Source organism: Micromonospora sp. NPDC000668 (assembly GCF_042897975.1).
Lineage (GTDB): Bacteria > Actinomycetota > Actinomycetes > Mycobacteriales > Micromonosporaceae > Micromonospora.
Genome location: NZ_JBIAYP010000007.1, coordinates 185,206 through 210,886 on the forward strand (window position 1 = coordinate 185,206; position 25,681 = coordinate 210,886).

Here is a 25,681-nt window from a genome sequence, read left to right on the forward strand (position 1 = left end):
CGGGACCGGCCCCACCCGCACCGGGTGGGCCGGGTCACCCGACGAACCTGGAGATGCGGGCGCAGGCGGAGCAGGACAGCGGCCTCACCGACGAGCAGTGGGTGGACCGCCAGGTGACCACGTTCCAGCACGTGATCGCGAGCGGCGGCTACTCCACGATGGCCGCGCTCATTGACGAGGGCGACCTGGACCTCGACCTGGAGAGCGTCTTCGAGTTCGGCCTGCGGCGGCTCCTCGACGGCTACGCCGCGCTGATCGAGCAGCGGCCGCCGGCCGAACCTCAGCTCAGCCCGGGAAGCTGACCACCCAGCGGGCGCCCTCGCCCCGGGCCAGCCGATCGAACGCGGCCGGCGCCTCGTCGAGGGTGACCACCCCACTGACCAACGGCGCGAGGTCCAGGGTGCCGTCGAGCGCGGCCCGGGCCAGCTCGGGCACCTCGCGGTCGGGGTCGGACGAGCCGTACACCGAGGAGCGCAGCGTACGGGCGGAGTGGAAGATGTCCAGCGCGCCGAGGCTGACCATGTCGTCCTTGGCGCCCATGCCGACCACGGTCACCACTCCCCCGCGCCGGGTGAGCCGCCAGGCCGCTCGGATGGTGGCGGCGCGACCGACGCACTCGAAGGCGTGGTCGACGCCCCGACCCTCGGTGCGCGCCCGCACGTCCTTGGAGAGCCCGTCGTCGGAGAGCAGGAAGTCGGTCGCGCCGGCGGCGAGCGCCAGGTCGCGCTTCGCCTCGGCGACGTCGACGGCGAGGATCGGCGTGGCGCCGGCCCGGCGGGCCGCGGTGAGCACGGCGAGCCCGACCCCGCCGAGCCCGATCACCGCCACCGACTCGCCGGGAGCCACTCGGGCGGTGCTGCGGACCGCGCCGGCGCCGGTGAGCACCGCGCAGCCGAGCAGGGCGGCCCGCTCGGGGGGCAGCCCGGCGGGGATCGGGATGACGGCGCTCTCGGGCACCACCACCGCCTCGGCGAGCGCGCCGAGGCCGAGGGTGAGGTGCAGCGGGGTGCCGTCGTCGGTCTCGCCGCGCGCCACGGTCGGCGCGGTGTTGGCGGCGCAGAGCCACGGCTCGTCGTGCTGACACCACCAGCAGGCCCGGCAGGCGGGCGCCCAGTTGAGCACCACCGGCGTGCCGACCGCCAGCCGGCTGCCCGGCCCGGCCTCGGCCACCACCCCGGTCGCCTCGTGCCCGAGCACCAGCGGGAACTTCGCGGCGAGGGTGCCGTTCACCATGGACAGGTCGGAGTGGCAGACGCCGGCGGCGTGGATCGTCACCCGCAGCTCACCGGGGCCGGGCGCAGGCAGGCGTACCTGCTCGACCCGCAGCTCGGCGCCGGACCCGCGCGCGACCAGCGCCCGCACGGTGACCGGGCCGCTCATCGCTGGATCGCCTTCAGCTCGCAGAACTCGGCGAGGCCGTGCACGCCCAACTCCCGGCCGAGGCCGGACTGCTTGTAACCGCCGAACGGGGCGAGCGGGTTGAACTGCGCGCCGTTGATGTCGACGGCGCCGGTGCGCAGCCGCCGGGCCACCGCCAGCGCGGCGTCCGTGTCGGCCGACCAGACCGCCCCGGCCAGCCCGTACTTCGAGTTGTTGGCGATGGCCACCGCCTCGTCGGTGTTGTCGAACGGGATGACGGCGAGCACCGGGCCGAAGACCTCTTCCTGGGCGAGCGCGCTGTCCGGATGGACGTCGGCGAAGACGGTCGGGGCGACGAAATGCCCCCGGGCGGGCACCGGGGCGTCCGGGCCGCCGACGACCAGTCGGGCGCCGTCGGCGAGGGCCCGGTCGACGTGGCCGCGGACCCGCTCGGCCTGGGCGGCGGAGACCAGTGGGCCGAGCCGGGTGGCCGGGTCGAACGGGTCGCCGAGGCGGTAGCCGGCCACCGCCGCGGCGATCAGGTCGAGTGCCTCGGCGTACCGGTCGCGGTGCACCAGCATCCGGGTCCACGCGGTGCAGGTCTGGCCGGAGTTGATCAGGGCGTTGCCGACGCCCACCTTGACGGCGGTGGCCAGGTCGGCGTCGGGAAGGATCACGTTGGCGGACTTGCCGCCCAGCTCCAGCGCGACCCGGGCGATCCGGTCGGCGGCGAGCCGCATGATCCGCGCGCCGGTGGCGGTGGAGCCGGTGAACGAGACCAGGTCGACGTCGGGGTGCCCGGCGAGCGCCTCGCCGACCACCGGGCCGGTGCCGGGGACCAGGTTGAGCACACCCGGCGGCAGCCCGGCCTCGGTGACGGCGTCGAAGAGCAGGTACGCGGTCAACGGGGTCAGCTCGCTGGGCTTGAGCACCACCGTGCAGCCGGCCGCCAACGCGGGCGCCAGCTTCGCCATCACCTGGTGCAGTGGGTAGTTCCACGGGGTGATCGCGCCGACCACCCCGATCGGTTCGCGGACGACGAGGGAGTTGCCGATGCTCTCCTCGACCGGGGGGCGGGCGGCGAGCGCGACGTGGTCGCGCAGCACGGTCAGCGGCAACCCGACCTGCACCCGGGTGGCGAGCTTGAGCGGCGCGCCCATCTCCACGGCGATCGTGCGGGCGAGGTCGTCGGCACGCGCGGCGAGCGCGGTGTGCAGCAGGTCGAGGTGAGCGGACCGCTCGGCGGGGGCGGCGGCCGACCAGCCGGGGAAGGCGGCGCGGGCCGCGGCGACGGCGCGGGCCACGTCGGCCGGGGTGCCGGCCGGCACCTGCCCGATCAGCTCACCGGTGCTCGGGTTCTCCACTCCGATCACGTCGCTGGCGGTGGACTCGGTCCACTCGCCGGCGATGTGCAGGTGGCGCCGGAGGCGCAGGGCGTCGGGCAGCACCTGCGACGGCGGGGCGGCGAGGTCCATGTCGTCCCTTCGGGGTGGGCGATGGGCGAGGAAACTAGCGCTGGGAGTTTGGACGCTACCCGCTGGGCCGGGCGGACTCCACCGGGTCGAGTGGGCCGACGGTGCGGGCGTACTCGGCGGCCAGGCCGTGCAGCAGGGCGTCCAGGCCGAGGGCGAAGGCGCCCTCGTCCACGCTCTGCTGGTGCTCGGCGAGCCGGTGCGCCTGGCGCAGGTGCGGATAGTGCGCGGCGTACAGCTCGGGGTCCTCGACGAAGCCCCGAGCGAACGAGCCAAGCGCCGACCCGGCCACGAAGTAGCGCAGCGCCGCCCCGATGTGGGTGGCCCGGGCCGGCGGCCAGCCGGCACGCACCAGCCCGCCGTAGACCGCGTCGGCCATGGCCAGCGCGGCGGGCCGACGCCCGGGCCCCTGAGCCAGGAACGGCACGATGTTCGGGTGCGCGGTGAGCGCCCGTCGGTACGACCAGGCCCAGTCGCGCAGCGCGGCGGCCCAGTCCCGGCTGGCGAAGCCGCTGGTGTCGACGGCGGCGGCGACCGTGTCGGCCACCGCGTCCAGGATCTCGTCCTTGGTGGCGAAGTGGTTGTAGAGCGAGGGACCGCGCACGCCCAGCTCGGCGGCGAGCCGGCGGGTGGAGAACGCCGACAGGCCCTCAGCGTCGATCACCGCCGCGGCGGTCTCGACGATGAGCTGCCGGGTGAGCCGGGGCTGACGTGGTCGGGGCACTGCGCTCCTCGCGGTCTCGGCAGTAGGGTCTGGACGCAGCAAAACTTACACCGCTAGTTTAAGGGTGACCAGCTGCGCCAACGCCAGGAGGACCACCGTGGACTTTTCGCTGACCGACGAGGAGCGGGCGGTACGGGACACCGTCCGGTCGTTCATCCGCCGCGAGGTGATGCCGCTGGAGGCGGAGGTGCTCCGCCGGGAGCGCGCGCACCAGCCGGGCCTGGACCACTCCGAGGTGCGCGAGCTGCAACTCAAGGCCCGCAAGTTCGGGTTCTGGGGCCTGGCCACGCCGGAGGAGTACGGCGGGATGGACCTGCCGGCCGTACTCCAGTCACTGATCTGGACGGAGCTGGGCCACACCTTCGTGCCGTTCCGCTTCGGCGGCGAGGCGGACAACATTCTGTTCCACGCCACCGAGGAGCAGAAGCGGGAGTTCCTCATCCCGACCATCGAGGGCGAACGGCGCTCCTGCTTCGCGATCACCGAGCCGGGCGCCGGGTCGGACGCGGCGAACATCCGGCTGTCCGCCCGCCGCGACGGCGACGACTGGATCCTCGACGGCGAGAAGACCTTCATCACCGGCGGCAACGACGCCGACTTCGCCATCGTGGTGGCGGTGACCGACCGGGAGAAGGGCGCCCGCAACGGCGGGGCCACCGCGTTCCTGGTGGACCGGTCAATGGGCTGGCGCTCGGAGTTCATCCAGACCATGGGCGAGGGCGGCCCGGCGTCGCTGATCTTCGACGGCGTCCGCGTGCCGCACCGCAATATCCTCGGCGAGATCGGGCAGGGCTTTACCCTCGGCATGGAGTGGATCGGCAAGGGCCGCTACACCATCCCGTCGCACGCCATCGGCATCGCCGAACGGGTCCTGCAGATGGCGATCGACCACGCCAACACCCGGGAGACCTTCGGCGCGAAGATCGGCACCAACCAGGCCATCCAGTGGATGATCGCCGACTCGGAGACCGAGCTGGAGGCCGCCCGCTGGCTGGTGCTGAAGTCGGCGTGGACGGTCGACCAGGGCATGGACCCCCGACACGCCTCGTCGATGGGCAAGCTCTACGGCGCCGGCATGGTCAACCGGGTGGTCGACCGGGTGCTCCAGATCCACGGCGGCATGGGCTACACCCGGGAGCTGCCCATCGAGCGCTGGTACCGGCAGGTCCGGCTGTACCGGATCTTCGAGGGCACCGACGAGATGCAGCGGCTGATCATCTCGCGGGACCTGCTGCGCGGGTACACGAAGATCGGCGGTCACCTGGCCTGAGCGGGCGTGGCGCTGACCGGCTCAGCCGGTCAGCGCCGTCAGCGCGGCGTCCACATCGGCCTCGGTGGAGTAGAGGTGGAACGACGCCCGGACCCGCCCGGCCCGTACCGCCGCGCGGATTCCGGCCGCCGCCAGCCGCCGCTCCGCGTCGGGCACGTCGACGGTGACGATCGCGCTCTCCCCCGGCGCCCGGCCCAGCCCGGTCAGGAACCGGTTGGCCAGCGCCACGTCGTGCGCCTGGATCGCCGGCACGCCGATCTCGGCGATCAACTCCAGGGCGGGCGCGGCCCCGACCCAGCTGAACCAGGCCGGTGAGATGTCGAACCGGCGAGCGTCGTCGGCCAACCGCAGCGGCGGGCCGTAGTAGGAGGCGTGCGGGTCGCGGCCCGCGTACCAGCCGGCGGCGTCCGGGCGCAGCCGGTCACGCAACGCCGGGGCCAGATAGGCGTACGCGCAGCCACGCGGGCCCATCACCCACTTGTAACCGCTCACCACCACCACGTCGGCCAGGCTCCCGTCGAACGGCAGCCAGCCGCACGCCTGGCTCGCGTCCACCACGACCAGCGCACCGTGCGCGCGGGCCGCCACCACAATCTCGTCGTACGCCACGACAGCGCCGTCGGCCGACTGCACCAGGCTGAACGCGACCAGGTCGGTGTCGGCGTCGATCGCGTCGACCAGCCCTCCCGGCGGCACGGTGCGGACGTTGACGCCGCGCTCCTCCTGCACCAGCCAGGGGAAGAGGTTCGAGGTGAACTCGACCTCGGGAACCAGCACCGTCGTACCGGCCGGCAGCGACGCCGCGACCGGAGCCAGCATCTGCGAGGCGGTCGCGCCGACCGCCACGTCCTCGCCCGGCACCCCGATCAGGCCGGCGAACGCGGTCCGGGCCCGGTTCACCGAGTCCCCCCAGCCCTCCCAGGACGTCCGGCCGACCCGCCAGTCGGCCAGAGCCTCCTGCATCGCCGTCCAGGCCGGCTCGGGCGGCAACCCGTAGGAGGCGGTGTTCAACCAGCCGGGCTCCGGCTGCCAGAGCTTCTGTGCCTGCTCAATGTCCACGCGACCGACGCTAGGCGGAGCGCCCTGGCATGGGCACGGCCAATTGGCGACCGGCGGCCTGCGGCACACCGATGAGCTACCCGTCGGCGGCGGGCGGGCATCGCCGTAACAAGCGTGATGACTCTGAGGTATAGAAATGCCGCTGAGGTATCACGCTCGCCGCCGACACCCTGCCGGTCCAGCAGCCTTGTTGAGCTGCTCGGATCCGGCGTCATCCAAGCGCATCCCACCCTCGGGCTCACGCCTTCCCGTCTCGGTCGGCCGAATCAGGGGCGGGCGGGTGGATCCGGGCGAGGCCGTCGGCGAGACTGGCGAGCCACCGATCGGCCTCCACCAGATGCCGGACCGAGGACCGCGAGTCGACCTCGCCGAGCAACGGGCGGATCCGGTCGAGTTCGTCGACGCAGCCGGGCGGGGTGGGCACCGGCCCCGAAGGCCGGCCGTGCTCGACATGGTCGGCGAGGTCGTCGTACGCCGAGCGCAGCTCGCCGGCGGACTCCCGCAGCAATGCCGTGGCCGGCGGCCAGCCGGCGAGGCAGCCGGGCGGGTTGCGCCGCAGCAGCGACTCAGCGCCGGACATCACGTGGTGCCCGGCGCCCAGGACCGCGTCCCAGTCCACTCGCCGGCTCGACGGATCGTGCCGCTCCGAGTGGTACTGGCAGTGCGACGAGTCGACCAGGATCATCCGTTGACCGACCCGGTGGAAGGCACGGTCGGGCGGAGGACCGCCGAGCAGCGCCTGGACGGTCTGCTCGACCGCGTCTCCGCTGGCCGCCAGGTAGCGGGCGGCGTTGGGCCGAAGGTCGTGGCTTGCGCCGCGCGGCCACATCGCCACGCCGACCAGCACGCCGATCACCGCGCCGAGCACAACGTCGACCAGGCGGGCCTCGGCGAGCCGCCATCCTTTGGGGCCGAGCTGGGCGAAGACGAACGTCAGCAGCAGGGTGAACAGCGCCTGTTGCCAGACCGGACCCAGCAGGCGACCGACGCCGAAGGCCAGCATCAGCGCGAACGGCAACGCGACGGCGTAGACGATCGGCTCGTCGATGACGAACATCAGCAGTCCGCTGACGACGGCGCCGGCGATCGTGCCCAGCACCGCGGGCCGCAGCGCGGTGCGGGTGTCAGCGGCCGAGGTGCGCAGGACGGTGAGGGTGGCCAGCAGCACCCAGAAGCCGTGGGTGAGCTGCAACACCCCGGCGGCCACCCGGGCGATGGCCAGCGCCACGGCCAGCCGCAGCGAGCTGTGCAGGTGTTCGGAGCGGGGCGCCAGGTGGGCGCGGAACTGCCGCCAGTACAACGTCCATGGACTGCGCCTCGCGTACTCGAAGAGCCCTGAGTAGGTATCCCCGTCGTCGAGTCGCGATCCGCTGGCCACCCGGGTCCCGACCGCGAAGACCCGCACCTGGTCGGCGAGGGCCAGCGCGGTGGCGTCCCGGCACAACCGGAACACGTCCGGCACGTCGCGGCCGCCGTCCTGCCCAGCGGGGTACGCCACCTCGGCCCGCCCGATCGCGGCGTCCAGGTCGCCGAGGTCAACCGGCGGCCCACCCGGCGACAGGCTCCGGCCGGCGACACGGGTCGTGTCGGCGCACGACCGCAGCAGCCGCGCCGCCGCCAGGTCCGGAGACAGCACCGGTGGGCCGTCCGTCGCCAGCCGGTCCGCCTCTGCGAGGACCTCCCGCAGCGCCGACGCGCAGATCCGCAGCGCCCGATCACGAGCGCCGGCGGCGATCGGTGCCCAGGCCGCGGGAGTACGGCTCAGCGCGAGCCCCGCCACCGCGCCGTACGCCCGCTCGCGGTGCGTCTCCCGACCGCCGTGACCGCCGTGCGGGTCGGCCAGCGCGTCCGACGTGGCATTGAGGAACGCCGCGACGCCATCCGCCGCGTCGGTAAGTCGTTGCCGGTAGGAGACCGGAACCGGATCGGGCCAGAGGACCACCTCGGCCACAGCGAGCAGCACGATGGCGAGCGTGACCCCACCCAGCCGCTGCGGCAGGGTGCCCGGTTGGTACGGCGGGAACGACGCCAGGATGTAGAAGAGCTGGAACGCGCTGCCCAGCCCGACGAGGCGCGGGTTGCCGACCCCGGCGAACGCCACGACGAACCCGATGACCAGCATCCCGCCGGCCGCCGCCCAGGTGCTCCACGCCAGCAGCGTGCCCACGGTGATCAGCGCCCAGACCACCGGCAGCGACGTGATCAGGATCCGCGCCCGCTGGCGCGCCGGGCCGGGCAACTGCGCGAACGACCCGGCGGCGACCGTGCCGAACAGCCCGTACGTCGCGAGCACCGGGTTCCCCGCGCCGTAGCGGCAGGCGTAGAAGACGAGGGAGGCGACGAGTGTCAGGCGTGCAGCACGCCGCAGGACGGCATCCCCTGGGTCACGACGACGAAGCCGGCCCAGGAGGCTGGTTCCGAGCACGCCTGGTCCCCCGGGTTCGTCGCCACGCCCCTATCCCCGTTTGACCATCTTCCCCGGTGGCGGCGGCTTTCGCTGCGAATCGTCAGCTATGCCGCCCACTCGGCCCGGGGGCTCAGCTGGCCCGCCTTTCTGATTGGCGTTCCCGTTGCATTGGGGCCGGGTCGTCGTCGGAGCGGACGTGACCGTCGGCAATGGACGTGGCGACACTGACTGTGTCGGTCCGGTACCGCGATGGCGGGCATCATCGCCGCTGACAGCAGCCTATTTCTGGTTGAACGTCTGCTTCGCGTTGAACACGCAGGTCCAGATCATCATCGGCGCGCCCGCCGCGTGGCCGTCGACGTCCAGACACCTGCCGGTCAGGCGGTTGAAAAGTGAGCGGCGCCCGTCCTTCTCGATCCACTCCCACTTCTGGGCATGCACGGTGGTGCAGTTGGCGGACTGCACGGCAACGCCGTCGCGCTTCTCACCCCAGGCGACGTCCAGGCAGAGGCTGCCTACCCGGATGGTGCCGTCGGACGAGAAGGACCACCACTGGTTCCGCACCTCCTGGCACTTGCGCAGCGTAACCCGCACGCCGTCGCGTTCGCCGCTGTTGAGGCAGAGCCCGGTCTCCTTGCCGACGATCTGCTTGGCGCCGGCCGGCCGGACCGGCGCAGCGGGTGGTGGAGCCGCCGTCGCCGAGGGCTGCTGCCCTGGGATCCCCGCAGCGGCCGTCGAACCACTGCCCGACCCGGTCGACGGGCGCCCCGCACCTCCTGCCGGTGGGGCACTCGCCGATCCGGACGGCGGACCGGCGGCTAGCGGCAGCCCCTGGAAGCCATCCGTGATCAGCTCGAAGATCCCCCGGCTGACCGACCATTCGGCGTCCGAGGTGGTCCAGCCGATCGTGTACGCGTGCCCATTGCGATCGACGAAGGCGCGGCTCGTCGCCCGCATCGGCGTGCCGTTGGCATCGGTGTACGTCCACTCCCACTCAGCCGCCCGCACCTGGTAGTTCAGCGCGGCGAGCCGGACCCGCCGGTAGTTGCCGTACCGTTGACGCTCCGACTTTTCCCGCGTTCGTAGCCCGGCGACCAGATCCGCGGGGATCGGCCGGAGTTCGTCGAGGACGAACTGTCGGCTGCCGCCCGACTCGCGGAATTCGACCCCCTCGCCAACGCGTTGCGACCGCCAGCCGTCCGGCACCGGCACGAGGAAGCGGGGGTCGTCCCGGTGGTAGCGCCAGCCGGCCGACGGCGGCGGCAGCACCTGGGACACCGCCTCTTCGGCGATTGGAGAGGGATTGGCGGTCGGCGCCGCTCTGCCCGCTTCGCCGAATGGCCGGCCGCTCAGCAGCGACGCGCTCACCACCAGCACGACCAGTACGGCAGCGGCGATCGAGCCGACCAGCCAACCCCGACGCCGCCGGGCCGGGCCGCTGGTCGGACCGGCCGCGGGGTCCGGCGGCGCGGCCGACTCGGGAATTGACGAGCTCGGGTCGGACCCGGACGATGTCGCGGAGACCGCCGGCAACGAGTCCGTCGTCACGGCAGGAGGCGGCGACGTGGCGTTCGCCGGTGGGTCGGTCGACGGATCGACCGGCCCGCCGGACCCGGCGGTGACGAACTCGGGCACGATCGATCGGGGCGTACCGTCGCCGGTGTTGATCCGCGTGGACGGCACGGCCGGTCCCGACGCGGCGGGCGTCGGGCCGACCGGGTTGCCCTGGTCGGCGGCGTGCCGCAGGAGGCGATCCGCCTCCTCGGCGCTGATCCGTTGATCCGGCTCTCGACGCAGCAGTCCTTCAAGGAGCGGGGTCAGTTGGCCGGCTCGCTGGGCCGATGGTGGCGCCTCGGTGGCGAGCGCTGCCAGCGTCGCCATCGGAGACGAGCGGTGATACGGGGTGCGGCCCTCGACCGCCGCGTAGAGGGTGGCGCCGAGCGACCAGAGGTCGGCGGCCGGGCCGACGTCGCCGTCGGTGACCCGCTCCGGTGCGAGGTACGCCGGTGAGCCGAGCACCATCCCGGTCTGGGTCATCCGCGGATCGCCGGGGAGGGTGGCCAGCCCGAAATCGGTCAGCACCACCCGGCCGTCGTCGGCGAGCAGCACGTTGGCCGGCTTCACGTCCCGGTGCAGTACGCCGGCCCGGTGTGCGGCCCGCAGCGCACTCAGCACGCCCAGCCCGATCCGCGCGGCGCGGGCCGCCGACATCGGCCCCTCGGCTTCGAGCACCTCATGCAGGGATCGGGACGGGACGAGCTCCATCACGATCCACGGGTCGTCGCCCGAGTGCAGCACGTCGAAGACGCGTACCACGTTGATGTGGCCCAGGCGGGCGACGGCCCGCGCCTCGCGCATGGACCGTTCGCGCATCTCGCGGCGTTCGTCGTCGCGCAGGCCGGGCGGCGCCACCAACTCCTTGATGGCCACGTCTCGCTGGAGCATCTCGTCCCGGGCCTGCCACACGCGGCCCATCCCGCCCTGGCCGAGCGGACGGACCAATCGGTAACGATCGGCAATCATTTGTCGAGAAGCGTCGGGCACGACAGGAAATGTACCCGGCAATGATTACATGCCCAATTTCTGCGGCAGGCGAGAACCCGACAGTTACGTATGTCACACGTCGGATCGGCGGTTCCCACCCCACCATTTCGACCAACTCCACCATGGACACCAGGCATTGTTGCCCAGCGCGATGTTACCAACACGTAGATCGACTACGCGGCCATGAACACCGAATGCATCGAATCCACAGTAACCAAACATGCGTGGCTCCCGGCCCCTCCGGAATCAACCCAGGGCAGCGTGAACAGCCCGTCTACGGGCTGAAGGCTCCGGTGCCTGCTGGTGTTGCTCGCCCGCCAGTCTCCCCAACTGATTCACGCCACCGCACCGCGTCGCCTGTGGACGGCGAAGCTCAATGCAGACGCGGGAGCAATGGCGAGTGGTTTATCGACTAGCGGGATAAGACGTAGCGGTGTCTGACGACACGGTGTTGTCCACGGAGAAATCAAAAAGGGCCGATCCAGCGAATCGGCTATGGTGCAGAAGATGACCGGGCTGATCATCATCTTGATCAGGTTGACGAAGCCGGTGCCGATCGGCGTGAGTTCCTTGCCCTCGGCTTCCGCAACTTCACCAACTACATCGCCCGATCCCTACTCGAGACAGGCGGATTCAGACCCCGACTACACCCTGCATTGGTGAAAAGCCGCTCTTCCCGGGGGTCCGCCAAAGACACGACGGAAACCGGCAACCAGTGATCTTGAGTTGAACTTGCCGTAGGTGAGGTGCTGGGGCGGATCGGCGTCGGCTGCCCGACCACGGACAGCGATGCGCAAACGCAGCCGGAGGCCCGATCTTGTGTCACCGTTCGCAGTGGACTTCTTCGCGTACCCGCTCAGATCGGTCAACGGCGCACCCGATAGCGCAGGTGAAGCACCCGGTTGCTCTGAATCACCACGTCAGGATCCTCCAACAGGTGCTGCGCGTGGACCGACCCGAAGTAGCGCTTGCCGGACCCGAACACGACGGGTACGACGTCCATGCGCACCTCGTCGATCAGGCCCGCGGCAAGCACCTGGCCACCGACGTCGCCGGCGGCGACCTCGACCATGCGGTCACCCGCAAGCTCCTGCGCCTTGGCCACGGCTGCCTCGACGCTGTCGACGAAGTGAAACGGCGCCTCGGGGTCCCAGCCCTCGGGCTTCGGCCGGTGCGTCACGACGACCACGTGGTCGATCCCGCCCGGAGGCTTCCCGTCCCAGCCGTCCGTCATGTCGAAGACGTGGCGGCCGGCGATTGTCACCCCGATCTGGTCCCAGTACGGCCGGGTGTAGTCGTAGGACGTCTGCGACACCTTTAGCACGCCGCTCTCGTCCAACGGAACGTCACCGCTGGACAACCAGTCGAACAGCGGTCCGGGCTGGTCATTCTCGTCCGCGATGAAGCCGTCCACCGACACCGAGCTGTACATGACCACCTTGCCCACGGGGCTCTCCTTTGCTTTGGGGTGCCCCCAAATTAGCGTGTCGTGAGCTGTCGCTCTTGTAAGAAATCAATCGGCCGGCAGCGGCCAGCCGTCCAGCGCGTGGCCGGGATGTTCGCGCAGGAACCGCCGCCGGACTTCGACGTACCGGGTCGGCGTGAGCCCGGTGAACGCCCGGAACTCGTGGCCGAAGTGGGCCTGGTCGAAGTAGCCTGCGCCACCGGCGAGGTCGCCCCAGTCGATCGGTCCGGCGGGGTTGATCGCGAACACGGTGGCGGTGAAGCGGTAGGTGCGGGCCAGCCGCTTCGGCGTCACGCCGATGAGCTCCTTGAACCGCTGTGCCAGATGAGTGCTGCTGACACCGGCTGCCACCCTCAGGTCGCCGATCGCCACCGCCCCGCTGGTCGCCGCGATGACGCTGCTCGTATGGCGGACCAGCCCCAGGCCGGCGGTCTCGCACAGCCGTCGCATCAGCTCCTCCTCGAGCAGCGTCAGCATCTCGTGCGGTCCGTCCGCCGTGGCCAGCCGGTCTCGCAGCTCAGCAATGGCGGGCCGGCCCCAAACCTGCTCTACCGTCACCGGCCGGTCACACAGCTCGGCCGCGGGCATCGGCAGGAACGGCGCCGGCCCCCACGGCTTGAAGTGCACGCCGACGGACCGGGTCGGGGATGGGTAGCCGAACTCCCACGCGCGGGTGGGCATGGTGACCACGCAGCCGTCGGCGTACTCGGCCGTCTCGATGTCGGTGCCGGCGCGGATGCGGAACGGCGCCCCGAGGTTGACGATGAGCAACGCCGCCGGACTTGCCGGCAGCGTCAGCCGGGCGTACGGCGGCGCACCCTCCAGGTAGTAAAGGTCGTCGATCAGCCCGTCCAGCGGCGGTCGCGGCACTCTGGACACGTACTCCACGCCCACAGCATCGCCGCCACCGTGTTCGCGATCAACCCCGCCGGCATCGCGCGCCGAAATGGTCCAGCCGCGCTGCCGCCAGCATCGAGCCGGCGCCGATCCCGGACGAGCGCCGGGCCGCGGACATTTGTGTGGGATACGCGTGCTGCGTGAGCGATGGAGGATTCTCGGCCCTCCAGTGTCGCCCCGCATGGGGGAGGCGCTAAACCACCTCTGCTGCGTTACCGTGCCCTGCTACGCGGCCGCGGGCTGTTCGCCGCCAAAGTCGACCTCGTCCAGCGCGGGGTCGAACACGCCCGGCGGGATGTGGAGTTCGTCGGTTGCGTAGGCGCCGAACCGGAGGATGTGGGAGGTCAGGTAGGGCGAGAGCTGGGCCAGATCCTCAGCCGTCACCTGCCACCCCTCGGCAACCAGCTGCCGGATGACCTCCATCATGTCGATCGCGGTGTGGAACACGATCAGGTTGCACAGCAGCGAGTTCCATTTGACCGACTTTCCCGCTCGGCCGGGTCGTTCTCGGCGATCACGCCCTGGTTGCCGAACCGGGGTCCAGGCGGAGAACCCGTTGTAGGCCTCGGCCTTGTTGGTGGCCGCGGTCACCCGTGCCCGCAGCCCCGAGTCGGCGAGGAACCGCAGCAGCGCCACGGTCCGCATCACGCGCCCGACCTCCCGGAACGCCTTGTAGATCTGGTTTTTGCGGGAGTTCGACGAGAATCGGCACATCAGCGTCACCGAAGACACTTTGCATTGTGAAGAGCCCGATTGCCTGACCGGGTCAAGGGTTCGGCGGCGAGAGAGCACCGATACAGCCGAACTCGGATCGTTACGCCACCGGAGCCTTCGATCCACCTACGACGGCCAGGGTGGGTTCATGGGGTTAGAAGCGCACACGACATTGGCGCAGCGTGGCCGGCGGGCGCTCGCGGGCGTCCTGATTCTGCTGTGCTGCCTACTCACGGCCGGATGCTCGCCTGCCCAGATTTCGGTTACTGCCGTTTTCCTTGACGATGGCCACCCGACGGCCCTCTTTCACCCTTGTGGCCGTTCCGACGTTGTTGTGGTTTCGACAGTTGAGAAAATGACCGGGTCCGCGCCGGCCACCGGTCTTCCGCTCGGGTGGAGTGTTGCCGACGCCAAGGGCGACGACCCGGTCACACAGATTCGACTCCTGGAGACTCCGCCCGGCTGGAAACTGCGCATCACCGAGCCGGGCGGCGAGGTGCGCTTCAAGAACGTCGAGCCGGGAGCTCGCCTGCTGACCGCCTTCGCAGAGGATCAGCACTATGGGGTCTGGGCAGACACCGACGGGGCAGAGAGTCGAGATGCCGTGGTTCGGTTCACACTCGGCGACCTGCGCTCGCTCGCCGACGGAGAGGTATGGGCAGTACCGGATCCGTTCGGAGAGCCCCTGGCCATGACCGGCGAGGAGTTCCGCCAGTACGCGGCTGCCAGCTGCTGACAGCGCACGTGGCACCATCTGCGGATGTCGACGAAGGAACGGCCTGTAGTGGTTGCGGTTTGCGGGTCCCCGGGAGCCGGAAAGACGACCGTTGCCTCCGCGACAGCGCGCCGCCTCGGTGTGCCGTTTCTGACCCGCGACGAGATCAAGACCGGAATCGGGCTGTCCTCCGCTGCGGTCCAGGACGGCGGCCTTCGCCTCGATCCGGATTTTCACATCGCCGGCGGTCCCTTCAGCCGCCGCGCCGCGGCCGTAATGGTCGACGCAGCCCGGCTGCTCGCGACCGCAGAGGTGAGTTTCGTGGTGGAGTCCTCGGTGTTGTCCCACGAGCTGCTAAATGCCCTGCTCGCCGCTGACGCTCGGGTGCTCGCTGTTCACGTCGTTGCCGACGAGTCGGTCATCGGCGAGCGTCTGAGGGCTCGGGCGGCCGGAGGCGGGGCCGTCGCCCAACAGCTCGCGTCTCTGTTTGAGCGAGGCGACATGACGCGGTCGATCTTCGCGCCACCCGACCGAGTCGACGCCGTCATCGATGTCGACACCTCACACGATCGGGCTCCGGACATCGACACCATCGAGGCGGCAGTCATCGCCCTGCTTCGGTGACCACGTCGTCGTCCGTACCGCTCAGATTCGAGCAACGGCTGTACGGTCGCCAGGTGGAGCGCGCGGAACTGATCTCCCTTCTTGTCGACGACAGTCCGGTGCACGAGGCGTGCCGCAGGGCTCTCGAAGAGGGAAGTCCTTTCCACATCGACGACGACCTTGTCCCTGCGGACAACCTGGCGCGCACGTACCGAAGGCGGCAGGCCCACACCAGGGAGCGGGGAATCCCCACCCGCGGCCTCGTAGGGGCCGTCGAGACGCTTCACGCACTCGGGGAGCAACCGTTGCGGCTCGGCCGCGTCAACCAGTCGGATCCTCCCTACCACTTCCAACTGTTCCTGGCGGTTGACGGCACCTCGGTCCTCGCATGCATCGGCGTGGACCAACAACATCAAGCTCGCCGGCTTCTCGGTAAGAGCCTTTAGGACGGCGATGAGCGGCTGGACGATCGCGGTGGAGCAACCCGCCAGGGGTTGACGTCTATCGTTTAGAGCCTGCGCACCGAAGGAATCACCGGCACAGGGACGGGCACATGAGCGACGACCACGACGCCGCCGGCGCGATGAACTTCATCTTCGAATCAGGCGTACTCAAGCGCGCAGCCCGCACTGGCTGGTGGTTCGCTGGCGTCAAGCAGCCCGAGTCCATCGCCGAGCACTCGTTCCGCACCGCCCTCATCGGCATGATGCTCGCCGCTATGGAAGGCGCCGACCCCGCGCGGGTTTCATGATGTGCGTCCTGCACGACACCCAGGAGACCCGGATCACCGACATCCCTCATATCGCCAAGCGGTACCTCACCGCCGTACCCAACACCGCCGTCACCGCTGACCAGGTCGCCGACTGCCCACCACCCGTCGCCGACGCCATCACCGCCGCCGTCAACGAGTACGAGGCCGGAGAGACCCTCGAAGCCGTCGTCGCCCGCGACGCCGACAAACTCGAATGCCTCGTCCAAGCCGTCGAGTACCGCCACCAGGGCATCGACAACGTCCAACGCTGGATCGACAGCTCACGCGCAGCCCTCAAGACCGCCTCCGCTCACCGCCTCGCTGACGCGCCCTCGCAGGGCAGCAACTCGCCTGGCTCACCCCGCCCCTCAACTGAGGTAGGGAAACGGCCATAGTTGCCCCGGCCTGCGACCGATTAGCAGTTCTAGATGAGGCGCTTGATGCACGCCTTCGGGCGCTCGTTCCTCAGGTGGCCATGCTTGTGCTGGCGGACCTGCTCGTCCCAGATCTCCTGGTCGTAGTCCGGATTTGGTGGGATCCACTTGTGGGAGCCGTCGCTGTAGTGGAACTTCTCGTCCCCTACGCGCAGGATGCTCACCGCACCCACCCAAGAAAGCGCCGGTGCAGCGTGCCGGCGGGTGCCCAGGTCATGTCCGCCGAGGCCCGGACCAGTTGCGCACCCATGTAGAGAGCCAGTGACACCGGAGCTCCATCGAACTCCACCCGCAACTCGCGCTGCCGGGCAAGGTCATCGCGACTGCGAGCAGGTATTCGTCGTACGAGACGCGGCGCGCCGGCTCTCCCCGGCTGGCTCTCATGGGGTCGTCCCGGCAGGCACGGGACAAGAGACAGTCCCCGTACAGGCAGGAGCTCGGGCAGTCGAGAGCATGCGGCGACTTTCCCGCCCGTCGTCGGCCGCCGGCCATGTCGTCCGGTCATGTCACGGTGACATGACCGGCCTCGACCTGCGCACATTCGGACCATAGGCTGCGGAGCGAGCACCTTGAGTAGTCAGTCCGCGACGCTGGGAGCTGCTGTGCTGCTCGATCCGCTTCGCATTCCGAACACGGTGTGGTCCGATCCGGCCGTAGGCGACGCCCTGACCCGGCGTGATGTCGGCGCACTCTTCCGACGCATCGGCCAACTGACCGGCGCGAGCCAGACCCGGATCGGTGCGGCAGTCGGCCTGGAGCAGGGGTACGTCAGCCGTGTGATGGCGGGCCGGAAGGTGACCTCCATCGAGGTGCTGGAGCGCATCGCCGACGGCTGCCGGATGCCGGATCAGGCACGGATGGCGCTTGGCCTGGCACCACAGGATCGTCCATGTCACCTGGACATGGCTTCGCCGCCGAAGCAACGAGAGAGTGACCTGCCCGTCAACCGATCCTGGCGTGACGACGTCCGCGCCGCCGCGCAGTTGTGGGAAGGCGATGTGAACCGTCGAGATGTGATCCGGCAAATGGCGTTCAGCTCGGCCGGCTACACCCTGACGGCCCTGCGCTGGTTCACCGCACCTGCCGCGCCACCAGTTGTGCACGCCGGCACTCGAACCGTCGGGCAACCCGATATCGAGACCATCCGAGAGATGACCACGACCTACCGCCGACTCGACAACCAGTACGGGGGCGGCCACGCCCGCGCTACGGTCGCCCGCTACCTCCACCAGGAGGTGACGCCACTGCTGGATAACGGACGCTACGAGACTTCGACGGGAAGAAAGCTCCTCAGCGCCGTCGCCGAGCTGACCCAGCTCGCCGGCTGGCAGGCGTACGACGTCGCCGATCACGGGATCGCCCAGCTCTACCTGACCCGCGCCCTCGACCTGGCCCGCGCTGCCGGCGATGCGAGTCTGGGCGCGGAGATCCTGGCCGCCATGAGCCACCAGGCCACCTACCTTGGACACGGCGCTACCGGCATCGACCTCGCCCGCGCCGCCGGGCAGACAGCGCAACGGGCTGGGCTCACCGTCCTGACGGCAGAGGCGTCCGTCATGGAGGCTCATGGGCATGCCATGGTCAGGGACGAACGCGCGTGCACTGCCGCTCTGCATCAGGCGGAGAAGACCCTTGACCGGGCCGACCGCAGCAGCGCTCCCCAATGGCTCGGGTACTTCGACGAGGCCTACCTGTCGGCCAAGTTCGGCCACTGCTTCCGAGCGCTCGGCAAGCCTGCCCAGGCCGAACGCTTCGCCGCCCGGTCCCTCCGGATGGACGAGCGGTACATCCGCGGCAAGGCTTTCAACCTCGCGCTTCTCGCCACCGCGCAGGCGCAGCAGGGCGAACTGGAGCGGGCTTGCGTCGTCGGGGCGGAAGCACTGACCCTGACCTCACGGCTCCAATCGGCCAGAGCCGCGCGCTACGTACGCGAACTGCAAGCCGAACTCGTGCCGTACCGTCGGCGACCCACCGTCCAACAGTTCATCCGCCGGGTCGACGCGGTCCTCGGCACCCGACGCTGACGCCTACAGCTCCCCGCGCGCCTGTCGGGCGACCAACTCCAGCACCGCGATCACCGTGCCGGCCCCGACGATCTCGCCTTGCGCCACGAGTTCGCGCGCCTCGACCAGCGGGATCCACGCCACCCGCTCGGCCTCGTTCACATCCACCGGACCGCCTGTGTGCTCCGCCGCCCGCGAGAGGAAGAGCAGGTTCTCGGCATCCGCCATGCCCACCCATGGTTGGAACGACAGCAGCGGCTCGACCTGATGCGGACGCCAGCCGGTCTCTTCCTCCACCTCGCGTGCCGCGCACACCTCGGGCTGCTCGTGACCGTCGACGTAGCCGCCGGGCAGCTCCCACACCCACCGGTCGAACACGAACCGGTGCCGCCGCATCAGCAGCAGCCGCTCCCGATCGTCGACGACCGCGACCATGGCCGAACGGGGCGCCCGGATCACGTACTGCTCGAACCGCACCCCGTCGGGCAACTCCACCTCGGCGATGCTCAACCGCGCTCGCCGGGTGTCGTCGACGACCCGCTCACCGTGGATGGTCCACCGGGTCAGCTCCGTCGACTGCTCCTCCGCCATCGGCTCAGTATCGACTCCCCGCTCCAGACTCAACCGGCCGCCTGGGCAACCAGGGGCCGCGCCGCCTCTCGGCCGACGCGACCCCCGGGTGGCTCCTAGCCGTGGAATCAGGCCGGCACCCCAACCGGCGTGGCCGGCTCATCGTCGGACCGCCGCGTCGCCGACTCGTCCTCGTCGTCATGCTCGTCCAGCATCGTGGCCTCGTCGAACGGGTCGTCGCCGCGCAGCACCCCAGCCGCCCGATCCCGATCGAACTCCCCGGTCCAGGTCCCGACCAGCACGGTCGCAACCGCGTTACCGGCGAAGTTCGTCAACGCCCGAGCCTCCGACATGAACCGGTCGATGCCCACGATCAGCCCAACCCCGTCAACCAGGTCCGGCCGGTGCGACTGAAGGCCACCGGCCAGCGTGGCCAGCCCAGCGCCGGTCACCCCCGCAGCACCCTTCGACGCGATGATCATGAACAGCAGCAGCGACACCTGCTCGCCGATCGACAGCGGCTTGCCCAGCGCGTCGGCGATGAACAGCGACGCCATCGTCAGGTAGATCGCCGTGCCGTCCAGGTTGAACGAGTATCCGGTCGGCACCGTGATGCCCACGACCGGCTTGCTCACCCCGAAGTGCTCCATCTTCGCGATGAGCCGCGGCAGCGCCGACTCCGACGACGAGGTCGACAGGATCAGCAGGAACTCCCGGCCCAGGTAGCGCAGCAGCGAGAAGATCGAGATCCGGGCCACGAACCACAGCAGCGAGCCCAGGAAGACCAGCACGAAGATCAGACAGGTCGCGTAGAAGCCCACCATGATCTGCGCGAGGCTCTTGAGCGCGTCGACACCAGTCGCGCCGACCACGGCGGCCATGGCACCGAACGCGCCGATCGGCGCCAGCCACATGATCATGGCGAGCACCTTGAAGACCACCCGCTGGATCACCCCGATGGCGTTCAGCACCGGCTCACCGCGCCGGCCCATGGCCTGGACGGCGAAGCCGACCAGCAGGGCGACCAGCAGCGTCTGGAGCACCTCTCCCTCGGTGAGCGCGGAGAGCAGCGTGGTCGGGATGACCCCGAGCAGGAAGTCCACCGTCCCGCCGGCCTCGTCACCAGCGGCGGCCTTGCCCGCACCGGCGAGGTCCTGACCCAGATTCAGGCCGGAGCCCGGGTGAATGAGGTTGCCGACCACCAGGCCGATGGCGAGCGCGACGGTCGACATGGTCAGGAAGTAGCCGAGGGCGAGGCCGCCGACCTTGCCGACCTTCGCGGCCTGCCGGACGGAGCCGACGCCCAGCACGATGGTGCAGAAGATGACCGGGCTGATCATCATCTTGATCAGGTTGACGAAGCCGGTGCCGATCGGCTTGAGTTCCTTGCCGAAATCGGGGGCGACGAGGCCGACCACGATGCCGGCCAGCACGGCCACGATGACGGCCAGGTAAAGATACCGGGTACGGTCCCGGCGGACCGGCGGTGCCGGTGTGGTGGTGGATGCGGTGGTGTCCATGTCGACAATGTGAAGCGCGTCTCACACGTTGACAGCCTTGCGGTCATTCTGTTCACCGCGACATCACCGGTGACGCCGTCCAGCGACACAGGCGCAACGAGGAGGTGGTGGAGGTGGCCCGACGGCAGTGGAGCATCGCAGGGCAACTGTTCGCCCTCCAGGCCGTGGTGGTGACGCTGCTGGTGCTGGCCGGCGCGGCAGGGGCGTTCTGGCTGGCCCGCAGCGACTCCCAGCAGGCCGCACAGGAGGAGGTGCTCGCGGTGGCACAGACCGTGGCCCGCTCTCCCGACGTCCGCGAGGCCCTCACGACCGCCGACCCGGCCGGCACCCTCCAGCCGTACGCCGAGTCGACCCGGCTCGCGACGGGCACCGACTTCGTGGTGGTGATGGCCCCCGACCGGACCCGCTTCTCGCACCCGACCCGGGAGCTGATCGGCCAGCCGTTCGTCGGGGAGATCGAGCCCGCCCTGGCGGGCCACCCATTCACCATCACCAACGTCGGCACGCTCGGCGAGTCGGTGCGCGCGGTCGTTCCGGTGTACGACGACCAGCGGCGGATCGTCGGGCTGGTCTCGGTGGGTATCACCACCCGGGCCATCAACCGGAAGCTGCTCGGTCAACTGCCGGTGCTGCTGGGTGTCGCCGCACCGGCGCTCGCCCTCGCCGCGTCCGGCTCCTGGCTGCTCAGCCGCCGGCTGCGCCGCCAGACGCACGGTCTCGGGCCGGCCCAGATGACCCGGATGTATGAGTACTACGACGCGGTCCTGCACTCGGTGCGGGAGGGCCTCGTCGTGTTGACCACCGACCGCCGGGTGGCACTGATCAACGACGAGGGGCGCCGGCTGCTGGGCCTCGACGGGGATGCGCCCGTGACCGACCAGCCGGTGGCCGGGATCGACCTGCCGCCCGCGGTGGCCGAGCTGCTCACCTCCCAGCGGGACGCCCTCGACGAGCCCATCCTGGCCGGCGACCGGGTGCTGGTGGCCAACCAACGGACCACCCGCTTCGAGGGCGCGGTGCTCGGCACCGTGCTGACCCTGCGCGACCAGACCGAGCTGCGCGCCCTGGCCAGCGAGCTGGACTCGGTCCGCGCGCTGACCGAGGCGTTGCAGGCGCAGACCCACGAGTCGGCCAACCGGCTGCACACCGTGCTGACCCTGGTGGAGCTGGGCCGCGCCGACGAGGCGGTCCGGCTCGGCACCCGGGACCTGGCGCTGGCCCAGCAACTGACCGACCGGGTGGTCGGCGCGGTGACCGAGCCGGCGTTGGCCGCGTTGCTGCTCGGCAAGTCGGCGCAGGCCAGCGAGCGCGGGGTGGACCTGGTGATCGAGCCGGACTGCCGCCTCGACGACAGCCCCCTGCCGACCGGCGACCTCCTCACCGTGGTCGGCAACCTGGTCGACAACGCCCTCGAAGCGGTGGCCGGTACGCCAGCCCCCCGCCGGGTACGCGTCTTCGTCGGCGCGGTCGACGACGAGCTGGTGGTACGGGTCGCCGACAGCGGCCCCGGGCTGGCCCCGGACCGGGTGGCGGACGCGTTCCGGCGCGGCTGGTCCACCAAGAGCACCGGCCGGGGCCTCGGGCTGGCGCTGGTCGGGCAGGTGGTCCGCCGGCACGGCGGCCGGGCCGAGGTGGGCCGCTCGGACGACGGCGGCAGCCTGTTCACCGTCCGACTGCCGGTCGTCGGGGCCCGCCGATGACCGACATTCGGGTGCTGGTCGTCGAGGACGAGCCGCTGCTCGCGGAGGCGCACGCGGCGTACACCGAGCGGGTTCCCGGTTTTGTGGTGGTCGGGGTGGCGCACACCGCGCGGGCGGCGATGGCGGCGCTGCGCGCCAACGACGGCGGCGACGTCGACCTGGTGCTGCTCGACTTCCGGCTGCCCGACCTGCACGGCCTGGACGTCTGCCGGGCGCTGCGCGCGGCGGGCAGCAGCGTCGACGTGCTCGCGGTGACCTCGGCCCGGGACCTCGCGGTGGTGCGCACGGCGGTCTCTCTTGGAGTGACCCACTACCTGCTCAAGCCGTTCACCTTCGCCGCGTTTCGCGACAAGCTGGAGCGGTACGCCGACTACCGCGCCCAGGCGCTCGCCGACGGTGAGGTGGCCGCGCAGCACGAGGTGGACCGGATGTTCGCCACCCTGCGCGGCACGGCCGGGCACAGCCTGCCCAAGGGGCTGGACGCGCAGACCCTGAACCGGGTGCGCGCCGCCCTCACCGACGGAACCCGCGCGGACGTGGGGCTGTCGGCGACCGAGGTGAGCGCGCGGACCGGCATCTCCCGGGTGACCGCCCGCCGCTACCTGGAGTACCTGGTGACCGTCGACCGGGCGGCGCGCCGACCCCGCTACGGCACGCCTGGTCGACCGGAGGTCGAGTACCGGCCTCGGTGAACGGCCCAGGCGGACAATCGGGCTGGCCAGCGCTGGTCGCCGGTATTAGCAGTGGACCTTCGTGTTCAGGCAATCTGGCGGAGGTCGTCGCCATAGTCGAAGATGATCCGCATCCGGGCGCCGAGTGCTCGTGCGTAACGGCTCAGCGTCGCGACCTCGTTGGCCTCCAGATCGCCATTTTCAATCTGGCTGACTCGGCCGGGCGTGACACCCATCAGCTCGGCCACCTGCCGCTGCGTCAGACCCAGCCGCTTCCGCTCTTCAGCAAGGTGGAACGCGCTGATCCACGCTTCGGTTCGGGCACGTTCTGCGTCGAGCGCTTCATCGTCTCCGTCGTGCAGCTCAGCCCGGATGTCGTCCCAGTCATGGAACCCGCTCATCAGCCCTCCCTCCGTTTCCTCTCGAAGGCTAGCCAGCCCTCGTACGCGATCTCAGCGACCGGAATCGCTTTCTCGTACCATCGAATCCAGTCCCCTGCCTTGTTGCCGGCCACCAACAGCACTGCCTGGGACCACGATCGAAGACGAACAGCACTCGAACAGCGACGTCCCGTCCGGACCTCGGTCGTAGTTCCTTGAGGTTGCTGATGCTCGAACCTCTGAGGGTGTCGACCAGGGGACGCCCGAGGCCCGGCCCGGTCTCCGCGAGCATGTCGATCGCTACGTTGACCGACCGGTACGTCGCCGGGTCAGCCTGCCGCAGAGACCGCAACCAGTCCCGGACATCGGTTGTCGTCCTGATCGCCCAGCGACGTGGCGGCTCATGAGACATAGGAAAACTATAGCCTTACCTATACACGATGTCCCAGCGGAGCCGGGTCTGTTGCCCAGGGCGGCGGTCGACGAGCCGCCATAGCTTGACCGCTCGCCACAAGATCGAAGCGGGCCGCCCTATTGCCGTGGCGGGGGGAAGATCCGTTGCTAGACTCGGCGGAGTTGGGTGTCAGCGGTTGACGAGGGAGACCAGACATGGCGGGTGACGACGACATCTCCGGGTGATACCGGATGTCTCAGGCCACCGTTCGGCGCGCGTCAGCGCAGCCGCCGTGGCCATGCCGTCGTTCCACCGGTCCCCGTTTCGTCTCGGGCAGCTCCGGCGCGCCCACCCCACCCTTTGAGGTCACTCGCATGTCCGATGCGTTCATCGTCTGCTCGAACCTGTCTTTCTCCTGGCCGGACGACACTCCGGTCTTCTCGGAGCTGTCCTTCACCGTCCCCGGCGGCCGCACCGGCCTGGTCGCGCCCAACGGCGCCGGCAAGAGCACGCTGCTGCGGTTGATCGCCGGGGAGCTGCGCCCCAGCGGCGGCAGCGTCACCGTCGACGGTGTGCTCGGCTACCTCCCGCAGACCCTGCCCCTGGCCGGCGACCTGACCGTGGCCGAGGTGCTGGGCGTCGCCGAGCGGATCGCGGCGCTGCACGCCATCGAGGCCGGCGACGCCAGCGAGGAGCACTTCGCCACGATCGGCGACGACTGGGACATCGAGGAGCGCACCCGCGCCGAGCTGGACCGGCTCGGCCTGGGTGAGCTGTCGCTCGACCGACGTCTGCACACCCTCAGCGGCGGCCAGGTGGTCTCCCTCGGCCTGGCCGCACAACTGCTCCGGCGCCCCGACGTGCTGCTGCTCGACGAGCCCACCAACAACCTGGACCTGGAGGCCCGGCACAAGCTCTACGACGTGCTGTCGGAATGGACCGGCTGTCTGCTGCTGGTCAGCCACGACCGGGAACTGCTGGACCGGATGGATCGCATCGCCGAGCTGGACCGTGGCGAGATCCGCTGGTACGGCGGCAACTTCACCGCGTACACGGAGGCGGTGCGGGCGGCACGGGAGGTGGCCGAGAGCAACATCCGCAACGCGGAGCAGGAGGTCAAGCGGGAGAAGCGGGAGATGCAGCAGGCCCGCGAGCGTGCCGACCGGCGAGCCAGCAACGCCAGCCGCAACCTGAAGAACGCCGGCCTGCCGAAGATCTTCGCCGGGACCATGAAGCGCGGCGCGCAGGAATCCGCGGGGCGGTCCCAGGAAACGCACTCCAACCGGGTCGGCCAGGCCCAGGCGCGGCTCGACGAGGCCGGCCGGGCGCTTCGCGAGGAGGACCGGATCGTCGTGGACCTGCCGGACACCACCGTCCCGGCCGGCCGCACGGTCTTCTCCGGGCTCGGCATGCGGGTCCGCTTCGACGACCGGGAGCTGTTCGCCGGCGACGGCGCCGACCTGGTGATCCGGGGGCCGGAGCGGATCGCGCTCACCGGCCCCAACGGCGCCGGCAAGTCGACGCTGCTGCGCCTGCTCGACGGCGACCTTGAACCGGCGGACGGCGAGATCCGGCGAGCCGACGGCCGGATCGCGTACCTGTCGCAGCGGCTGGACCTGCTGGACCTCGATCGCACGGTGGCGGAGAACTTCGCCGCGTACGCGCCGAGCCTGCCGGACGCGAAGCGGATGAACCTGCTCGCCCGGTTCCTGTTCCGGGGCGCCCGGGTGAACCTGCCGGTCGGGGTGCTCTCCGGCGGCGAGCGGCTACGCGCCACCCTCGCCTGCGTGCTCTGCGCCGAGCCGGCGCCGCAACTGCTGCTGCTCGACGAGCCGACCAACAACCTGGACCTGGTCAGCGTCGCGCAACTGGAGAGCGCGCTGACGGCGTACCAGGGCGCGTTCGTGGTGGTCAGCCACGACGAACGGTTCCTGGCCGAGATCGGCGTGCAGCGCTGGCTGCGGCTGGCCGACGGCCAGCTGCGGGAGATCGCGGCCCCCGACCGGGGCTGAGCCCGGCGGCGTCCGCG

The 25,681-nt window shown here is 70.5% G+C and carries 23 protein-coding genes and 2 pseudogenes; 11 read left to right on the forward strand and 14 right to left on the reverse strand.

Annotated features, from left to right (window positions below):
- Window positions 1-53: 53 nt before the first annotated feature.
- Entirely contained in the window at window positions 54-302 is a 249-nt protein-coding gene (locus tag ACFY29_RS31005; RefSeq protein ID WP_386991787.1) for a TetR/AcrR family transcriptional regulator C-terminal domain-containing protein, read from the forward strand.
- On the opposite strand, the gene ACFY29_RS31010 is transcribed toward ACFY29_RS31005, so the two are convergent.
- The 3 genes from ACFY29_RS31010 to ACFY29_RS31020 are packed head-to-tail and all read right to left on the reverse strand — an operon-like array spanning window position 286 to window position 3,555.
- Window positions 286-1,380 (reverse strand): alcohol dehydrogenase catalytic domain-containing protein, encoded by a 1,095-nt coding sequence (locus ACFY29_RS31010; protein ID WP_386991789.1) that lies wholly within the window; start codon window positions 1,378-1,380, stop codon window positions 286-288. The genes ACFY29_RS31005 and ACFY29_RS31010 overlap by 17 nt on opposite strands.
- The gene (locus ACFY29_RS31015) at window positions 1,377-2,834 is read right to left on the reverse strand and encodes an aldehyde dehydrogenase family protein (RefSeq protein ID WP_386991791.1); all 1,458 of its coding nucleotides are present in this window, start codon (window positions 2,832-2,834) and stop codon (window positions 1,377-1,379) included. The genes ACFY29_RS31010 and ACFY29_RS31015 overlap by 4 nt, the downstream gene beginning before the upstream one ends.
- 55 nt (window positions 2,835-2,889) lie before the next feature.
- The gene (locus ACFY29_RS31020; RefSeq protein WP_328426004.1) at window positions 2,890-3,555 is read right to left on the reverse strand and encodes a TetR/AcrR family transcriptional regulator; all 666 of its coding nucleotides are present in this window, start codon (window positions 3,553-3,555) and stop codon (window positions 2,890-2,892) included.
- Between the two features lie 97 nt (window positions 3,556-3,652).
- Between ACFY29_RS31020 and ACFY29_RS31025 the strand changes: the two genes are divergently transcribed.
- On the forward strand, window positions 3,653-4,825 hold the full coding sequence (locus ACFY29_RS31025; RefSeq protein WP_386991793.1) for an acyl-CoA dehydrogenase family protein: 1,173 nt from the start codon (window positions 3,653-3,655) through the stop codon (window positions 4,823-4,825).
- 21 nt (window positions 4,826-4,846) lie between these two features.
- On the opposite strand, the gene ACFY29_RS31030 is transcribed toward ACFY29_RS31025, so the two are convergent.
- The 3 genes from ACFY29_RS31030 to ACFY29_RS31040 all read right to left on the reverse strand — a co-directional run bounded on the left by ACFY29_RS31030 (window position 4,847) and on the right by ACFY29_RS31040 (window position 10,814).
- Window positions 4,847-5,884 (reverse strand): aminotransferase class V-fold PLP-dependent enzyme, encoded by a 1,038-nt coding sequence (locus tag ACFY29_RS31030; protein ID WP_386991795.1) that lies wholly within the window; start codon window positions 5,882-5,884, stop codon window positions 4,847-4,849.
- Between the two features lie 238 nt (window positions 5,885-6,122).
- The gene (locus tag ACFY29_RS31035) at window positions 6,123-8,309 is read right to left on the reverse strand and encodes an FUSC family protein (RefSeq protein WP_386991797.1); all 2,187 of its coding nucleotides are present in this window, start codon (window positions 8,307-8,309) and stop codon (window positions 6,123-6,125) included.
- 261 nt (window positions 8,310-8,570) lie between these two features.
- Complete coding sequence (locus tag ACFY29_RS31040; protein WP_386991799.1) at window positions 8,571-10,814, reverse strand: serine/threonine protein kinase; 2,244 nt, start codon at window positions 10,812-10,814, stop codon at window positions 8,571-8,573.
- A gap of 528 nt (window positions 10,815-11,342) precedes the next feature.
- Here ACFY29_RS31040 and ACFY29_RS31045 point away from each other — a divergent pair.
- Window positions 11,343-11,498 carry a hypothetical protein gene (locus ACFY29_RS31045; RefSeq protein WP_386991801.1) on the forward strand — a complete coding sequence of 52 codons (156 nt, stop codon included), beginning with the start codon at window positions 11,343-11,345 and terminating at the stop codon, window positions 11,496-11,498.
- A gap of 202 nt (window positions 11,499-11,700) precedes the next feature.
- On the opposite strand, the gene ACFY29_RS31050 is transcribed toward ACFY29_RS31045, so the two are convergent.
- The 3 genes from ACFY29_RS31050 to ACFY29_RS31060 all read right to left on the reverse strand — a co-directional run bounded on the left by ACFY29_RS31050 (window position 11,701) and on the right by ACFY29_RS31060 (window position 13,920).
- Window positions 11,701-12,282: a dihydrofolate reductase family protein gene (locus ACFY29_RS31050; protein WP_355605671.1), complete on the reverse strand. Its 582-nt coding sequence runs from the start codon at window positions 12,280-12,282 to the stop codon at window positions 11,701-11,703.
- Window positions 12,283-12,348: 66 nt separating this feature from the next.
- Entirely contained in the window at window positions 12,349-13,188 is an 840-nt protein-coding gene (locus ACFY29_RS31055) for a helix-turn-helix domain-containing protein (RefSeq protein WP_386991803.1), read from the reverse strand.
- Between the two features lie 234 nt (window positions 13,189-13,422).
- Window positions 13,423-13,920, reverse strand: coding sequence for a Tn3 family transposase (locus tag ACFY29_RS31060; protein WP_386991805.1), 498 nt, complete (start codon window positions 13,918-13,920; stop codon window positions 13,423-13,425).
- 139 nt (window positions 13,921-14,059) lie between these two features.
- On the opposite strand from ACFY29_RS31060, the gene ACFY29_RS31065 reads away from it, so the two are divergent.
- The 4 genes and pseudogenes from ACFY29_RS31065 (at window position 14,060) to ACFY29_RS31080 (ending at window position 16,356) form a co-directional block, all read left to right on the forward strand.
- A complete protein-coding gene (locus ACFY29_RS31065) occupies window positions 14,060-14,647 on the forward strand; it encodes a hypothetical protein (protein WP_386991807.1) in 588 nt (195 codons plus the stop codon).
- Window positions 14,648-14,671: 24 nt separating this feature from the next.
- On the forward strand, window positions 14,672-15,250 hold the full coding sequence (locus tag ACFY29_RS31070) for an AAA family ATPase (protein WP_386991808.1): 579 nt from the start codon (window positions 14,672-14,674) through the stop codon (window positions 15,248-15,250).
- Between the two features lie 53 nt (window positions 15,251-15,303).
- Window positions 15,304-15,675, forward strand: a complete 372-nt coding sequence (locus ACFY29_RS31075; protein ID WP_386991810.1) for a hypothetical protein — start codon at window positions 15,304-15,306, stop codon at window positions 15,673-15,675.
- A 107-nt stretch (window positions 15,676-15,782) separates the two neighbouring features.
- A pseudogene (locus tag ACFY29_RS31080) lies at window positions 15,783-16,356 on the forward strand (HD family hydrolase).
- A gap of 48 nt (window positions 16,357-16,404) precedes the next feature.
- Here the strand turns inward: ACFY29_RS31080 and ACFY29_RS31085 are convergent.
- The gene (locus tag ACFY29_RS31085; protein WP_386991812.1) at window positions 16,405-16,578 is read right to left on the reverse strand and encodes a hypothetical protein; all 174 of its coding nucleotides are present in this window, start codon (window positions 16,576-16,578) and stop codon (window positions 16,405-16,407) included.
- 438 nt (window positions 16,579-17,016) lie between these two features.
- On the opposite strand from ACFY29_RS31085, the gene ACFY29_RS31090 reads away from it, so the two are divergent.
- Window positions 17,017-18,438, forward strand: coding sequence for a helix-turn-helix domain-containing protein (locus ACFY29_RS31090; protein WP_386991814.1), 1,422 nt, complete (start codon window positions 17,017-17,019; stop codon window positions 18,436-18,438).
- 3 nt (window positions 18,439-18,441) lie between these two features.
- Here the strand turns inward: ACFY29_RS31090 and ACFY29_RS31095 are convergent, their stop codons facing one another.
- Both ACFY29_RS31095 and ACFY29_RS31100 read right to left on the reverse strand, forming a co-directional pair.
- Window positions 18,442-19,008 (reverse strand): NUDIX hydrolase, encoded by a 567-nt coding sequence (locus ACFY29_RS31095; RefSeq protein ID WP_386991816.1) that lies wholly within the window; start codon window positions 19,006-19,008, stop codon window positions 18,442-18,444.
- 107 nt (window positions 19,009-19,115) lie between these two features.
- A complete protein-coding gene (locus ACFY29_RS31100; protein WP_386991818.1) occupies window positions 19,116-20,507 on the reverse strand; it encodes a cation:dicarboxylate symporter family transporter in 1,392 nt (463 codons plus the stop codon).
- A gap of 113 nt (window positions 20,508-20,620) precedes the next feature.
- Between ACFY29_RS31100 and ACFY29_RS31105 the strand changes: the two genes are divergently transcribed.
- Window positions 20,621-22,207: an ATP-binding protein gene (locus ACFY29_RS31105; protein WP_386991820.1), complete on the forward strand. Its 1,587-nt coding sequence runs from the start codon at window positions 20,621-20,623 to the stop codon at window positions 22,205-22,207.
- Window positions 22,204-22,899, forward strand: coding sequence for a response regulator (locus tag ACFY29_RS31110; RefSeq protein WP_328425970.1), 696 nt, complete (start codon window positions 22,204-22,206; stop codon window positions 22,897-22,899). The genes ACFY29_RS31105 and ACFY29_RS31110 overlap by 4 nt, the downstream gene beginning before the upstream one ends.
- 65 nt (window positions 22,900-22,964) lie before the next feature.
- On the opposite strand, the gene ACFY29_RS31115 is transcribed toward ACFY29_RS31110, so the two are convergent.
- Together ACFY29_RS31115 and ACFY29_RS31120 are read right to left on the reverse strand one after the other, a co-directional pair.
- A complete protein-coding gene (locus ACFY29_RS31115; protein WP_328425968.1) occupies window positions 22,965-23,279 on the reverse strand; it encodes a helix-turn-helix transcriptional regulator in 315 nt (104 codons plus the stop codon).
- A pseudogene (locus tag ACFY29_RS31120) lies at window positions 23,279-23,670 on the reverse strand (type II toxin-antitoxin system RelE/ParE family toxin). The gene ACFY29_RS31115 and the pseudogene ACFY29_RS31120 overlap by 1 nt, the downstream one beginning before the upstream one ends.
- A 356-nt stretch (window positions 23,671-24,026) precedes the next feature.
- On the opposite strand from ACFY29_RS31120, the gene abc-f reads away from it, so the two are divergent.
- Window positions 24,027-25,664, forward strand: a complete 1,638-nt coding sequence (gene abc-f / locus ACFY29_RS31125; protein WP_386991823.1) for a ribosomal protection-like ABC-F family protein — start codon at window positions 24,027-24,029, stop codon at window positions 25,662-25,664.
- The last annotated feature ends 17 nt before the right edge of the window (window positions 25,665-25,681 follow it).

Bases quoted from the DNA above. Each gene is read 5' to 3' on its own strand.
- ACFY29_RS31005 (WP_386991787.1), top strand. From the start codon at position 54: ATGCGGGCGCAGGCGGAGCAGGACAGCGGCCTCACCGACGAGCAGTGG.
- ACFY29_RS31010 (WP_386991789.1), bottom strand. From the start codon at position 1,380: ATGAGCGGCCCGGTCACCGTGCGGGCGCTGGTCGCGCGCGGGTCCGGC.
- ACFY29_RS31015 (WP_386991791.1), bottom strand. From the start codon at position 2,834: ATGGACCTCGCCGCCCCGCCGTCGCAGGTGCTGCCCGACGCCCTGCGC.
- ACFY29_RS31040 (WP_386991799.1), bottom strand. From the start codon at position 10,814: ATGATTGCCGATCGTTACCGATTGGTCCGTCCGCTCGGCCAGGGCGGG.
- ACFY29_RS31045 (WP_386991801.1), top strand. From the start codon at position 11,343: ATGACCGGGCTGATCATCATCTTGATCAGGTTGACGAAGCCGGTGCCG.
- ACFY29_RS31065 (WP_386991807.1), top strand. From the start codon at position 14,060: ATGGGGTTAGAAGCGCACACGACATTGGCGCAGCGTGGCCGGCGGGCG.
- ACFY29_RS31070 (WP_386991808.1), top strand. From the start codon at position 14,672: ATGTCGACGAAGGAACGGCCTGTAGTGGTTGCGGTTTGCGGGTCCCCG.
- ACFY29_RS31095 (WP_386991816.1), bottom strand. From the start codon at position 19,008: ATGGCGGAGGAGCAGTCGACGGAGCTGACCCGGTGGACCATCCACGGT.
- ACFY29_RS31100 (WP_386991818.1), bottom strand. From the start codon at position 20,507: ATGGACACCACCGCATCCACCACCACACCGGCACCGCCGGTCCGCCGG.
- ACFY29_RS31110 (WP_328425970.1), top strand. From the start codon at position 22,204: ATGACCGACATTCGGGTGCTGGTCGTCGAGGACGAGCCGCTGCTCGCG.
- ACFY29_RS31115 (WP_328425968.1), bottom strand. From the start codon at position 23,279: ATGAGCGGGTTCCATGACTGGGACGACATCCGGGCTGAGCTGCACGAC.
- abc-f (WP_386991823.1), top strand. From the start codon at position 24,027: ATGTCCGATGCGTTCATCGTCTGCTCGAACCTGTCTTTCTCCTGGCCG.